General features: G+C 40.0%; 13 protein-coding genes. 5 read left to right on the forward strand and 8 right to left on the reverse strand.

Translation table 11 applies throughout. The features are described 5' to 3' along the window. Window positions 1–10 precede the first annotated feature (10 nt). From AAC000_RS18995 to AAC000_RS19005, 3 genes are all read left to right on the forward strand, one after another. Window positions 11–937, forward strand: a complete 927-nt coding sequence (locus tag AAC000_RS18995) for a PHB depolymerase family esterase (protein ID WP_339724975.1) — start codon at window positions 11–13, stop codon at window positions 935–937. Between the two features lie 317 nt (window positions 938–1,254). Further along, a complete protein-coding gene (gene nrtS, locus AAC000_RS19000; RefSeq protein ID WP_339724977.1) occupies window positions 1,255–1,452 on the forward strand; it encodes a nitrate/nitrite transporter NrtS in 198 nt (65 codons plus the stop codon). Window positions 1,453–1,506: 54 nt separating this feature from the next. Next, a complete protein-coding gene (locus tag AAC000_RS19005) occupies window positions 1,507–3,156 on the forward strand; it encodes a methyl-accepting chemotaxis protein (protein ID WP_339724979.1) in 1,650 nt (549 codons plus the stop codon). 43 nt (window positions 3,157–3,199) lie between these two features. On the opposite strand, the gene AAC000_RS19010 is transcribed toward AAC000_RS19005, so the two are convergent. After that, window positions 3,200–4,648: a PLP-dependent aminotransferase family protein gene (locus AAC000_RS19010; protein ID WP_339724981.1), complete on the reverse strand. Its 1,449-nt coding sequence runs from the start codon at window positions 4,646–4,648 to the stop codon at window positions 3,200–3,202. A gap of 113 nt (window positions 4,649–4,761) precedes the next feature. On the opposite strand from AAC000_RS19010, the gene AAC000_RS19015 reads away from it, so the two are divergent. After that, entirely contained in the window at window positions 4,762–5,685 is a 924-nt protein-coding gene (locus AAC000_RS19015) for an EamA family transporter (protein WP_339724983.1), read from the forward strand. A gap of 27 nt (window positions 5,686–5,712) precedes the next feature. On the opposite strand, the gene AAC000_RS19020 is transcribed toward AAC000_RS19015, so the two are convergent. From AAC000_RS19020 to miaB, 6 genes are all read right to left on the reverse strand, one after another. Beyond that, window positions 5,713–6,219: a GNAT family N-acetyltransferase gene (locus AAC000_RS19020; RefSeq protein ID WP_339724985.1), complete on the reverse strand. Its 507-nt coding sequence runs from the start codon at window positions 6,217–6,219 to the stop codon at window positions 5,713–5,715. Beyond that, on the reverse strand, window positions 6,220–7,752 hold the full coding sequence (gene lnt, locus AAC000_RS19025; protein WP_339725069.1) for an apolipoprotein N-acyltransferase: 1,533 nt from the start codon (window positions 7,750–7,752) through the stop codon (window positions 6,220–6,222). It lies immediately after the preceding gene. A gap of 47 nt (window positions 7,753–7,799) precedes the next feature. Continuing rightward, window positions 7,800–8,660 carry a CNNM family magnesium/cobalt transport protein CorC gene (gene corC / locus AAC000_RS19030; protein ID WP_339724987.1) on the reverse strand — a complete coding sequence of 287 codons (861 nt, stop codon included), beginning with the start codon at window positions 8,658–8,660 and terminating at the stop codon, window positions 7,800–7,802. A 76-nt stretch (window positions 8,661–8,736) separates the two neighbouring features. Then, window positions 8,737–9,225 (reverse strand): rRNA maturation RNase YbeY, encoded by a 489-nt coding sequence (ybeY, locus tag AAC000_RS19035; protein ID WP_339724988.1) that lies wholly within the window; start codon window positions 9,223–9,225, stop codon window positions 8,737–8,739. Between the two features lie 7 nt (window positions 9,226–9,232). After that, entirely contained in the window at window positions 9,233–10,282 is a 1,050-nt protein-coding gene (locus AAC000_RS19040; RefSeq protein ID WP_339724989.1) for a PhoH family protein, read from the reverse strand. 36 nt (window positions 10,283–10,318) lie between these two features. Then, window positions 10,319–11,752 (reverse strand): tRNA (N6-isopentenyl adenosine(37)-C2)-methylthiotransferase MiaB, encoded by a 1,434-nt coding sequence (gene miaB, locus AAC000_RS19045; protein WP_339724990.1) that lies wholly within the window; start codon window positions 11,750–11,752, stop codon window positions 10,319–10,321. A gap of 285 nt (window positions 11,753–12,037) precedes the next feature. Between miaB and kdsA the strand changes: the two genes are divergently transcribed. Further along, window positions 12,038–12,898, forward strand: coding sequence for a 3-deoxy-8-phosphooctulonate synthase (gene kdsA / locus AAC000_RS19050; protein ID WP_339724992.1), 861 nt, complete (start codon window positions 12,038–12,040; stop codon window positions 12,896–12,898). 111 nt (window positions 12,899–13,009) lie between these two features. Here kdsA and AAC000_RS19055 read toward each other — a convergent pair whose 3' ends face one another. Then, on the reverse strand, window positions 13,010–13,312 hold the full coding sequence (locus tag AAC000_RS19055; protein WP_339724994.1) for a hypothetical protein: 303 nt from the start codon (window positions 13,310–13,312) through the stop codon (window positions 13,010–13,012). Window positions 13,313–13,341 lie beyond the last annotated feature (29 nt).

The raw sequence follows: 13,341 nt of genomic DNA on the forward strand, positions 1-13,341 counted from the left end.
ACTATTTTCAATGTCTCAATTATTAAGTAAAAATGTCATGATAAATGTTGTAGGGTTAATTTTACTAACAATAAGTGGTGGTTTATTTGCTCAAGGAGCAAGCTCCTTAAAGACCATTAAAATAGCGGATGATCAACGAAAATACCGGTTATTCCTTCCTGCTGCGTACTCTGCGAATAATGCTTATCCATTGGTAATTAATTTTCATGGCACTAATGGTCACCCTGATAAACAAGCTGAGTTATCCGAATTTGAAAAATTGGCTGAAATTGAAAATTTTATTGTGGTTTCACCACTCGCTCTTTTCAAACGTGAAACTGATGGTCCAATTACATGGAACGTCAATTTAAAAAAGGGTCCTGATGATGTCTTGTTTATTCGCCAACTGATTACGTCATTAAAACAACAGTTTTCCATTGAAGAGACCCGAATTTTTGCTACTGGGTTTTCTGGAGGAGCTCGAATGAGCAGTCGATTAGCCTGTGACTTGTCGTCAATTATTGCTGCTATTGGGCCTGTTGCGGGTATTAGGTATCCAAAGGATTGCAAACCCTCTCGTGGTGTAGCCACTATTACTTTTCACGGTAAAAAGGATAGGGTAAATCACTATTACCTACGAAGTGACTCGCCTATCTATTGGAATATGGGGGTTGAAGATGCGGTGTCAGCTTGGGTAGAGAATAATCAGTGTCAATCGACAATACAGGCCCACTATTCTCCATCAGTCGAGATTATTCAATATAAAAACTGCGCAAGAAATGCAGATATTGATTTCTACCGCTCAACTGAGGCAGGACATACTTGGCCAGGCTCTCCGAAAGCTGAAAAGTTAAGTGAATATGGTTTAGGTAAAACGGACGTTGACTTACCTGGCTCTTATTTAATTTGGCAATTCTTCAAACAGCATCCTTTACCGAAAATACAAATAGAGCCATAGGCGAAAACATCGGCAAGATGTTACCTAAGGTTTGGCAAGTGGCAGACTTCAAAACAAGTGCAAACATCAAAAGACAACACCCTGTTTATAACGCTTTAGTACAACTTTCAAATATAGACCCCTGCTTTAGTCTAATAGATTAAATTTTGATTTTAATTAGAATTACAAGAAAATTTTTACCTCAAGTTCCCAAGTTATTTTTGCCATGAGCAAGGAAAATGCGAATAATTTGAAAGTTTAAGTTGGAATTTTCGTTCTTGGCTATGTCATTTGCCGTTTTAATACGGATTACAATTAAACAAAATGGAAAAATTTATATGAGGGTTACCAAAAAGCAAGTTAAAACAGCCACTTTTATCAGTATCCTAGTAGGTACAATATTGACCTTGATAAACCAAGGTGAGGCGGTTTTAGGTGATGCACAGATTAACTGGTTTAAGGTAGTGCTTACCTATATTGTTCCCTTTTGTGTTTCATTGTATTCGAGTAGCGTGGCACGTTTGGATACAAAATAAATCCCCCCTTGGATGGCTTATTTCGTCCATTTTTGAATTCAAGAGAAAATAAATATGTTAAATAATTTGAGTATCAATAAGCGACTTCTAATTGGTTTTAGTGTGGTTTCATTGCTTATGGTGGTGCTCACTATGGTGGGTATATATAGAGTCAACATCATAGGTAGCACCTTAACTACTATGACTGAAATTAACTTGGTTAAGCAGCGTAATGCGATTAACTTTCGCGGCAGTGTGCACGACAGAGCAATTGCTATTCGCGATCTCGCCACAGCAAGTAGCCCTGCTAGTGTTAAAACACACATTGATAATATCAACAGGCTGCGTGAGTTTTATGAGGCGTCCTATAAAAAAATGCAAGCTATGAAGTCCTCAGGTATATTTTTTAGCAGTCAAGAAACATCGCAGTTGGCACAACTTGATGACCTACAACTAAAAACTGAAGCAGTAATACAAAAAATCATTAATACCAAAACGAACGAGTTAAATGTAAATGACGATGCTTTGGCAATGTTAAAAGGTGGCGGCAATCAACTTTTTGTACAGTGGTTAAATACCATTAATTCGTTTATTGATCTGCAAGAAATTAAAAATGTGACGGCCACAAATGAGATTTTAGAAAACGCCACTTCCTTTAAAGTCACTATGTTGGTGTTAACGCTTAGTGCCTTGTTGTTGTCTATTTTTGTCGCTTATATTATCGCGAATAGTTTTAAGACCTCATTGGGTGCTGAGCCTACTATTGCTGCCGAGTCTCTTACTCAAATTGCCCAAGGTAATTTAGTGCAAAAACTCCATACACCTTATGACAAAAGTATGTTGGCTACTATGGCCAAAATGCAGGAGCGTTTGCGCAATACAGTGCTTGAAATTGCAGGTGCGTCACACGACTTAAAATTACAGTCAACAATTGTGACTAAAGGATCAACAGATATCGTTTTACTCGCTCAAGAACAAGACAAATTAACGGTCAGTACAAGGTCTAAACTTGATGATATTAAGACGAATATGGTTGATGTATCAGAAACCGCATCTAACAATAAAGACAATGCAAAACGCATGGTAGAAAGGGCAGAAAACGGCATTGATTCCATGTCATTGAGTGTGGAATCAATGCAGAATGTTGCAAACACCGTGACTCAAGCGGTAGCACAAATCAGTAAACTAGAAGAGTTGACCAAACAAATTGGTGGGATCACCAATGTGATTAATGGTATATCAGATCAAACCAACTTATTGGCGTTGAATGCTGCAATTGAGGCTGCTCGGGCCGGTGAAACGGGTCGTGGTTTTGCTGTAGTGGCTGACGAGGTAAGGCAACTTGCTTTACGAACAGGTGAAGCAACCAGAGAAATTCAAACAACAATTGAAGAAGTGCAGTTAGAAACATCAACAGCCGTGTCTGTTATGCAAAACACTTTACCTAAAGTGCAGGATGGTCAAACCAAGACCCATGATGCAATGAACTTACTGCAAGATATCCAAGAAAATGCCAATAACTCATTTAAAAATGCGAGATTAGTCTCTGATATTGCAACTCAACAAGTGCTTGGAATTGGTTCGATAACTGACGTTATGGCGCAAATTGATGAGATAAATAAGAAAACGGTTTATTCCCTAGAGCAAAATAATGCCGCAACTATCGCCTTGGATGAGCTAGCAGAAAAACTAAATAAAGAAGTGGGTTACTTCAAAACGAATTAACCTAAACGCCTGTTTTGTGACAGTAAACGTCTATGAAATGTTGCTATTTATGAGCAGGTAGTTTTTTTAAACATATATCAGTAAATACCTTTAGTCCTGCTTCGATTTGTTCATTCCACGGCAAACCGTAGCTAAGTCGAATGCAATGTTGATAACGATTGCTGGGAGAAAACAAGGTGCCTGGGCTAACACTTATATTATGCTGTAGCGCAAGTTGAAATACGTCGGCGCTATTAATAGATTTATCAAACTCTAACCATAACACAGCGCCACCTTTTGGATCGCTGATACGTACACTGTCACCTAACAGTTGTTGTAATATGTTGCGCATGCGAGCTTTGTTGGTGAGCAGTACACTGCGTAATTGGGTGAGATAGCGCTCGTAATCACCCGTTCTGATAAATTCAAATAGTGTAATTTGATTCATATGTGAAGACGAACAGGACAGTGCGCGTTTTATTTGTGCGCACTTTTGACTAAATTTTTGGCTAGCGATCCAGCCAATTCGGTACGCTGGCGCAGCGGTTTTAGAAAACGAACTACAGGTGATAACTAGTCCTTTTTTACTGTATTTTTGTGCCGGAGAACCGCGTTTCTCAGTGAAATATAGATCCCCGTAGACATCATCTTCGATCAGAGGAATATCTTTGTTTTCTAACAATTCAACTATCTGTTGTTTCGCCTCATCGGTTAACTCACATCCCATTGGATTGGCAATAGTGCTCGAAAAAATGCAGGCTTTGACTGGATGTTTAGCAATGGCTTTTTCTACATCTTTGAGGGTTAAACCGTCTTCGGGACAAATAGGTACTTCTAATGCCAACATACCTAGATTTTCAATCAACTCTAAAATCCCAAAATAGCAGGGTGACTCAACCGCTATTACATCGCCCGGTTTTGCAACACATTGCAATGCAATATTCAGGGCTTCTTGAGCACCATTGGTGATAATGATGTCATCGGGTGCTAAGGGTAGGGCATACTCTAAATAACTAAAGGCGAGTTGTCTTCTAAGCGGTTCATAACCAGCAACGGGTCCATAGTGCATGGCTTTGTCACCCATGACAGACATAATCCGGCGCATAGTACGGTTAAGTGTTTTGGTAATAGGTAAGGCAGCAACAGGGTTTGCCACACCAAGTGCTAAGTTATGGGGTTGATGAATTGACTTAAAAACGTCTTCAATCAGCTGTTGGCGACTTACCGCAATAGGTTTAGTAGGTAAACGTGCCTTTTTAGGTTGTTCTGATTTATTGTGTTGCCTGAGGAAATAACCTGATTTAGGTTTGGCAAGTATGACTCCTTGTCGCTCCAATTCTATATAGGCTTGTTTAACTGTGGGGATGCTGACGGAAAGAGATGTAGACAAATTACGTAGTGAGGGCAATTTTTGTCCTGTTTGTAAGGTACCATTGATACGCATCTCGGTGATCAAATTAATGACTTGCTGATACAAGTATGTATTGGGCTCTTTCAGGTTGGAGATAGTCATCTTAATTATTAACTCTATCTGTATAGGTTATATTTTCAATTAACTGTATCTGTTTAGTATTCAGTTTACGAGTTAAATTAACCTAAAGCTTTGAGAGTGGAATAGTAAAAAAAATGAGAAGCACAGTTTTATATATTATAACGGTCCTGATTTGGGGCTCTACTTGGCTGGCTATCGAATACCAGTTAGGTGTAGTTGCCCCCGAAGTCTCCTTAGTTTACCGTTTTACCATAGCGGCATTACTGATGTGGGGGTATTGCCTATTTAAAAATCTAGCGATGCAATTTAGCCTTAGAAATCACCTTTTCTTTATGATTTTGGCCTGTTGTAACTTTGGCTTTAATTACGTGATTTTGTATTGGGCCCAAAATTATCTAACCTCAGCCATGACCTCTATTGCGTTTTCGACTTTATTGGTAATGAACATCATCAATACCCGAATATTTTTTGGTAATCCCATAGCACCGCGTATTTTTATTGGGGCTATTCTGGGCCTTGCAGGTATTGTAGGTTTATTTTGGCAGGACGTTAAAACCTTGGACTTTGCCAGTGAGGCGATCATTGGTTTAGGCTTGTCCTTAGGCGGTACTTTTGTGGCGTCTTTGGGGAATATGACCAGTGTACGTAACTCAAGAAACAATATTGGCATTATGCAGGGTAATGCTTGGGGCATGTTTTATGGCAGTGTGTTTTTGCTAGTATTCACCTTAATTAATGGTAGCGAATTTAACCTAGACCTTAGGCTCCCTTATATAGCGTCTTTGCTTTATCTAAGCCTATTTGGCACAGTGATCGCCTTCGCTTGTTACTTTGTATTGTTGAAAGACATTGGTCCTGAAAAAGCGAGTTATACAGTGGTGCTATTTCCAGTGGTCGCTGTGACATTGAGTATGATGTTTGAAGGTTTTGTATGGCAAACAAGTACAATTATTGGCTTTGTTTTGGTGTTAATGGGTAATATTGTTGTGTTAACTCCAATTGATAGAATTAAAGCAATACTAGGTGTGCGTAAAGTCATTACACCTAGCACTGTGTAATAAAATAGGTGCAGTTAACTGAGTAACTTATTTTAGTTGTTGCGCCAATTTTTCTAAGGCTGAACCTGTTACACGGTTTACGGTCCATTCGTCCATAGGCTGAGCACCTAAAGACTGATAGAAATCAATTGCGGGTTTATTCCAGTCCAATACCCACCATTCTAAACGCCCGCAGTTTAGTTCTATGGCAAGAGACGCCAAATAACCTAACAGTATTTTACCTAAACCTTTGCCGCGCATCTGGGGTTGCACGTACAAGTCTTCTAGGTAAATACCTGGGCGACCAAGAAAAGTAGAAAAATTATGAAAGTACAATGCAAAGGATACCGGTTTACCTTGGTATTCTCCAATGATGACTTTAGCGTGAGGGGTTTCACCAAACAGGCTTTCTTTTAATGTGGCCTCGTTTGCGACCACTTCATGTAGTAACTTTTCGTAATCGGCCAGTTCTTTAATAAAGCGTAAAATAAGTGCGGTATCTGCAACATTAGCTGGACGGATGATAAAATTAGGATCACGAGTGACTGAACTCAATTAACTCTCCTTAGATCTTTTTTGGTAAAAACACGCCAACCCAAAAATGACGAATGACAAACACCAAATGGGCCAATCACCAAACAAACGGTATGGGGTATAACCTGTTACTTGTTTAATAGTATCTCCTAATACTCCAGCTTCAAACTGAGGTAATCTACTTTGAATTTGACCATGGTGATCGATAAAAGCCGTAATGCCATTATTTGTGGCCCGCAATACGGGCAAACCAAACTCCTTGGCACGGGCTTGGGCGATTTCTAGATGTTGAGCAGGGCCGTGAGATCCACCAAACCAGGCATCATTACTTACAGTGATGATAAAATCAGTATTGTAATATAGGTTAGCGGATATCTGCCGTGGAAAAGCAATTTCGAAGCAAATTGCTGGGGCAAGATGATAACCTTTAGCTTCAATATTTCCTTGCTGAAAATCACCGCGACTAAAAGATGACATAGGTAAATCAAAAATGGGGGCCAAACCTCGTAACCAGTCTTCAAAAGGAATAAATTCGCCTATAGGTAATAGATGATGTTTTGCAAAGCGATTACCATGAAAGTAACGGTAATGCCCCTGTGATGGGCCGTTATTGTTTGCGTCATTCCCATGCCTTTGTCCTAGCCCTATTAAGTTGTTATAGGCTTCTCGTGTTTCAAAATTGTAATTCACAATGCCAGTGATTAAACCTGTACGGGTTTGCGCTGCGAGTTTATCCATTTCATTTAGGTATTCAGCCGCAACAGGTTCGAGTTGTGGTATGGCGGCTTCTGGCCAAATCACTATGTCATTGTGCCAATGCGCGGCCGTCATGTTTTTGTATTTATCCATAGTTGGCTGGTCTTGTTCCGGTGTCCAGCGCAGAGCTTGTGCGATATTGCCTTGTACCATAGCGATATTGGCACTCTTACCGGTTGGAGTACTCCATTGGTATTGATTTAATGCCAAACCTGATACATACAATACGGTTACTAGTATGGTACTAGGGAGCCACTTTTTAGCGCTTAACCAAATAGCCATTGCGGTGCTGATTAATAGGGTTAATCCTGCCACACCAAATTCACCAATGACCGGAAACCAACCAGAAAGTGGGCCATGTAATTGGCTATACCCCAAAGAGAGCCAAGGTAAACCAGTGAATAACCAACTTCTTAACCACTCAATGAGTAACCAAATAAAGGGCAGCGCAATTGGCCAAAGTGTGTGGTTAAAGTATTTACTGATGAGTTTAAAGCCTAATGCTGGGAATAATGCCAAATAGGCACTTAACAGTAACATGAGGGCGAGGGAGCCTATCAGCGGGACGCCACCAAAATCTGCGATACTAACATGTACCCAACTCATTCCGGCACCAAACCATCCTAAACCAAAAGCAAAACCTAACTTAAAACCTTGATTGGGATGTGATTGGCTGAGCAAATAAATAAAACTTGTGAGACTGAGGAAGGTAACAAACCAAAATGAAAAAGGCGCGTAAGCTAAGGTAAGCAACGCACCCAATAAAGAGGATAAAGCCAGTTTGAAAGTGAACGACATGGCGTTCACTTTTTGTGAAATACTCAAGTTTGGTCTTAGGCTCAGGGCTATTCTTCTGTTTCAGGAATGGTGACTTTTAACTGCAATAAACGTCTTTTATCAGAGTTAGTTACCTTAAACTTAAGATCATTAATAGTCACTTTTTCGTCCCGTTCTGGCATATGACCGAAGGCTTTTAACACAATACCACCAATAGTATCGGCTTCTTCCTCATCAAATTGAGTTTCGAAAAATTTATTAAAATCTTCTAAAGACGTCAGTGCTTTTACTGAATAGGTGTATTTATTTAAAGGGCGAATTCCATCCTTATCACCTTCTTCAATATCATGCTCATCTTCAATTTCACCCACTATGAGTTCGAGAATATCTTCAATGGTGACTAGACCCGATACGCCGCCATATTCATCAACCACTATAGCCATGTGATAACGTTTTTGTTGAAACTCTTTAAGTAGTACATCAACTCTTTTACTTTCGGGGACAATAACCGCTGGGCGTAGAATATTTTTTAGTTCAAACTCTTTGCCGGGTACAAAAGCATACTCTAACAAGTCTTTCGCTAACAATATGCCTTCAATATGATCTTTGTCTTCATTGATAACAGGAAAACGAGAATGGGCAGAATCGAGTAATATAGGTAGAAATTCTTCTACTGTCTGGTCAACTTCAATAGTGCGCATTTGTGCTCTTGGGATCATTATTTCCCGTACACGCATTTCACTGACCTCCATCACCCCTTCAATCATGGCTTTGGTTTCGGGGTTAATGACCTCGCGTTGTTCGGCGTCAGTGATGACTTCAAACAATTCTTCTTTGTTTTTCGGCTCTCCCGTGAAGGACTGAACTATTTTATCAAGCCAGCCTTTATTGGCAGAACCGTTAGTAGATGGGGGGTTATCTTCGCTCATGATCTCGTTATTTAAGTTAGTTTAATTAAAGTCTATACAAGTAAACATAATACAGTTGATACCTTAAACTGCATCATTAATGATTTTGGTATGGGTCGTCAATGGCTAATTTTTGTAATATTGCGATTTCTATGCTTTCCATCTCTTGTGCTTCTTGCTCTTCAATATGGTCGTAACCAAGCAAATGCAAGGTTCCGTGTATTAGCATATGCGCCCAGTGATGATTTAGAATTTTGTTTTGCTGTTGTGATTCTCGTTTTACGACTGGTGCACAAATAACAATATCACCTAAAAATTGCGACAGTGATTCGTCCATTTGAACATCAATAGGCAAAGAAAGTTCAGGCATCTCAAAAGGGAAAGACAATACGTTGGTGGGTTTATTTTTGCCACGGTACTGTTGATTAAGCTGTTGGATTTCAGCATCGTCAACAATACGCACAGTCATTTCTTTATCTGCAATTTGTTGATGCAAAAATAAGGTGTCTATCCACAACTGGATATCTTCTAATTTAGGGATATCACTACAGTCACTGGCAAGTTGTAAATCTAAGGTGGCGCTCACAAATTATTCACTTAGAGGAATTTTCATCCTTGTTGGCAAGCGCTTCTTGTTCTGCCTTTTTTTGTAATCGTTGTTTTTCTTGTTTATTTTCAAATTCTTCATATGCCAGTACGATTCGCCCCACAACTGGATGACGCACTACATCGTTGGCGCTAAAGAAGTTAAAGGAAATGTCTTTGACATCTTTTAACACTTCTATGCTGTGGCGCAGACCTGAACGAACACCGCGAGGCAAGTCGACTTGGGTAATGTCCCCAGTTATAACCGCTTGAGAATTAAAGCCTATGCGAGTTAAGAACATTTTCATTTGTTCAACTGTGGTATTTTGACCCTCATCTAAAATAATAAAAGCATCATTTAAGGTGCGTCCACGCATATAAGCCAAAGGCGCGACTTCAATTACACTGCGTTCAATGAGTTTTTCAACTTTTTCGAAACCGAGCATTTCAAACAAGGCATCGTAGAGAGGGCGTAGATAAGGATCGACTTTTTGAGAGAGATCTCCAGGTAAAAACCCAAGTTTTTCCCCGGCTTCTACTGCAGGGCGGGTCAACAATATTCGACGCACTTCTTGACGTTCTAGGGCTTCTACCGCACATGCAACTGCCAGATAAGTTTTCCCTGTTCCAGCAGGACCGACACCAAAGCTAATATCGTGATTTATGATATTACTGACGTATTGGGACTGATTAGAATTACGAGGTTTAATGACCCCGCGTTTGGTTTTGATATGCACTTCTTTATTGTATTGACCGGCCTCCGCTTGCTCCAAACATTTGGCTTCTTGGATTGCAAGATGCACTTTGTCTGGCTCAATATCTGGGATTTGGCCACGAATAGGTTGGGTTTCCATATACAGCAATTTGAGAAGCTGTGCGGCTCCACTAGATTGTTGTGATTGTCCCAACACTTTAAATTCGTTATTACGGTAGGTAATTTCTACACCCAAACGACGCTCAATCTGTTTGATATTGTCATCTAAAGGCCCACACAAGCTGGATAAACGTTTGTGATCTGCAGGCTCTAATACAATTTCATTACTAACAAGGTTACTCAAATGGCAAGTCTCTTTACTGTTTGGTTTTTGAAAATTTTATGGCGCGACGGCAACATGACCTACACCCAATTCATCCACTTTATTCGGATTTTTAGCTAAAATAGCTTGCGGCGCCAATTCGTTACGTAAGTCCATCTGGTCTTCGGTTCTAATCACATCGCCTCTAAGCGAGTTAGCAAACACATCGGTAATTTTCACATCAACAAATTGCCCAATCATACTTGGAAAACCTTCAAAGTTTACAACGCGGTTATTTTCAGTACGCCCTGATAACTCCATAGGGTTTTTCTTACTTGGACCTTCAACTAACACACGTTGTTCAGTGTCTACCATGTTTCGAGCAATGCGTAGTGCTTGTTGTGTGATTCGTTGTTGCAACAAACTTAATCGTTGCTTTTTGGTTTCTTCGGTGACGTCGTCAGGTAAATCAGCTGCGGGGGTACCGGGGCGAGCACTATAGATAAAACTAAAACTTAAATCGAAGTCCATGGCTTGGATTAAATCCATAGTCGCTTCAAAATCAGCATTGGTCTCACCAGGAAAACCGATAATAAAATCTGAAGACATACTTAAGTTGGGGCGAATTTTTCGCAGTTTTCTAATCTTAGACTTATATTCTATCGCAGTATGACCGCGTTTCATTAGGTTTAAAATACGATCAGCGCCAGATTGTACCGGTAGGTGTAAATGGTCAACAAGCTCTGGAATTTGTGCATAGGCATCAATGATATCGTCAGTAAACTCTACTGGATGAGAAGTTGTATAACGAATTCGGTCAATACCATTGATTGATGCGACCAGTTCTAACAATTCAGCAAAAGTACATATACTGCCGTCGTAGTTTGGACCACGAAACGCATTAACGTTTTGCCCCAACAGGTTGACTTCGCGAACACCTTGTTCGGCTAGCTGCGCTATTTCTAATAACACATCATCAACTGGTCGACTGACTTCTTCACCACGGGTGTAAGGCACTACACAAAAGGTGCAATATTTAGAACAGCCTTCCATGATGGATACGAAGGCAGTAGGGCCGTCTGCTTTTGGCTCTGGTAAGCGATCAAACTTTTCAATTTCTGGAAAACTGATATCGATAACGGATTTGCTGCCACCTTTAATTTGATTGATCATTTCTGGCAAGCGATGCAAAGTTTGCGGGCCAAATACGAGATCAACAAATGGTGCTCGTTGCCGAATGGTTTTACCTTCTTGTGATGCCACGCACCCACCAACTCCAATAATGAGTTCTGGTTTATCTTTTTTCAGGTTTTTCCAGCGGCCTAATTGGTGAAATACTTTTTCTTGGGCTTTTTCACGAATGGAGCAGGTATTGAGCAAAATGATATCCGCATCTTCAGCTGTATCTGTGGCTTGATAACCATGAGTGGAGTCTAAGAGATCTGCCATTTTCTCCGAGTCATACTCGTTCATTTGGCAACCCCAGGTTTTAATAAATAGCTTTTTTGTCATAGCGGATTGTACTTACCTTTGGCAATCATTTTGTTCGGCAGCTTGATAGACACTTAGTCTTAAACCAGCCACTAAAATCGAACCCGTGATTTTACGGGTTATTTGAGCTGAGTGCTACTTTTACCCAAAAAATATAGCGGATAAATGTTCTATACAGGGTGAATAACCGAAACACTTGAGCATATAACAAAATTAATGGCCCCTTAAGCTTTTCAGATACCCAGAAATCCCTTAGCTTGGTATGCTATCGATTAAAATAAATATTAAGAGTAGTAAGCCCTCTCTATGGAAATTAAGCAAAATTTACAAAACCTCACTATTGGTAATATTGAAGTCGCTAATGATAAACCTTTCGTGCTTTTTGGCGGTATGAATGTTTTGGAATCCCGTGATATGGCAATGCGTATTGCAGAGCACTACAAAGAGGTGACCCAAAAGCTAGGTATTCCTTATGTATTTAAAGCATCATTTGACAAAGCTAACCGTTCTTCTGTGCATTCCTATCGTGGTCCTGGAATGGAAGAGGGATTAAAGATCTTTGCAGAAATTAAACAAACTTTTGACGTGCCTTTGATTACAGATGTCCATGAAACTCACCAAGCAGCGCCTGTTGCAGAAGTGGTAGATGTGATCCAATTACCGGCATTTTTAGCTCGTCAAACAGATTTAGTGGTCGCTATGGCAAAAACTAACGCCATTATCAACGTAAAAAAGCCACAATTTTTAGCTGCGCACGAAATGCGTCACATCATTACTAAATTTGGTGAAGCGGGTAATGACAAAATTATCTTGTGTGAGCGAGGCTCTTGTTACGGTTATAACAACTTAGTGGTTGATATGTTGGCGATGGATGAGATGAAAGCTTATGCGCCAGTTATATTTGACGCGACACATGCGTTGCAAAAACCGGGTGGCCGTACTGATTCAGCTGATGGTCGACGTGCTCAAGCGGCACAGCTTGCCAGAAGCGGTATGGCCTTGGGTTTAGCTGGGTTATTTATTGAAGCTCATCCTAATCCTAATGAGGCAAAATGTGATGGTCCATGTGCTTTGGCATTGGATAAATTAGAGCCGTATTTACAACAAATGAAAGCATTAGATGAGTTAGTGAAAGGGTTTGCACCGCTAGATACGAGTGCTGACTAATAAGTGAAGTCTATTCTAGATGTTGTAAGTTTTGCTGTGCAAGGCACTCAGGGCCTTGTACAGCGATAACTTACTAATAGGAATTAACGAGCAGATATACCTTTTATAAATTTAGTCTGCAATCACTACCTTGAATTTGAATTCTGGTAGGTTTTCATTGACGCTCTGCATGAGTTCATTGGTTTGTGATTGAACTGTGCCGATAGTCAGTTGCTTAGTGACATCATCTTTAATAGTTGATGCATTAACGTTTGCTAGCATCTCATTGATATTATCAATGATTTCCGCTTCTACGTTTATTTCCATGTTACTTGCAAGTTGCAAAATAGCAGGACTAGCGCCAAGTTTTGCCGTGGCAGATTGAGTAAAAAGAGTAGAGGCTACGATAGCCAATATAGCATAAGATGTTTTCATTTTGTTAACCTTTAGTATTAGTAATGTAA

It is taken from the genome of uncultured Paraglaciecola sp. (assembly GCF_963977085.1).
Lineage (GTDB): Bacteria > Pseudomonadota > Gammaproteobacteria > Enterobacterales > Alteromonadaceae > Paraglaciecola.

Coding starts and splice junctions, on each gene's coding strand:
- kdsA (WP_339724992.1), top strand. CDS start 12,038: ATGGAAATTAAGCAAAATTTACAAAACCTCACTATTGGTAATATTGAA.
- miaB (WP_339724990.1), bottom strand. CDS start 11,752: ATGACAAAAAAGCTATTTATTAAAACCTGGGGTTGCCAAATGAACGAG.
- AAC000_RS19055 (WP_339724994.1), bottom strand. CDS start 13,312: ATGAAAACATCTTATGCTATATTGGCTATCGTAGCCTCTACTCTTTTT.
- AAC000_RS19010 (WP_339724981.1), bottom strand. CDS start 4,648: ATGACTATCTCCAACCTGAAAGAGCCCAATACATACTTGTATCAGCAA.
- AAC000_RS19005 (WP_339724979.1), top strand. CDS start 1,507: ATGTTAAATAATTTGAGTATCAATAAGCGACTTCTAATTGGTTTTAGT.
- nrtS (WP_339724977.1), top strand. CDS start 1,255: ATGAGGGTTACCAAAAAGCAAGTTAAAACAGCCACTTTTATCAGTATC.
- lnt (WP_339725069.1), bottom strand. CDS start 7,752: ATGTCGTTCACTTTCAAACTGGCTTTATCCTCTTTATTGGGTGCGTTG.
- corC (WP_339724987.1), bottom strand. CDS start 8,660: ATGAGCGAAGATAACCCCCCATCTACTAACGGTTCTGCCAATAAAGGC.
- AAC000_RS18995 (WP_339724975.1), top strand. CDS start 11: ATGTCTCAATTATTAAGTAAAAATGTCATGATAAATGTTGTAGGGTTA.
- AAC000_RS19015 (WP_339724983.1), top strand. CDS start 4,762: ATGAGAAGCACAGTTTTATATATTATAACGGTCCTGATTTGGGGCTCT.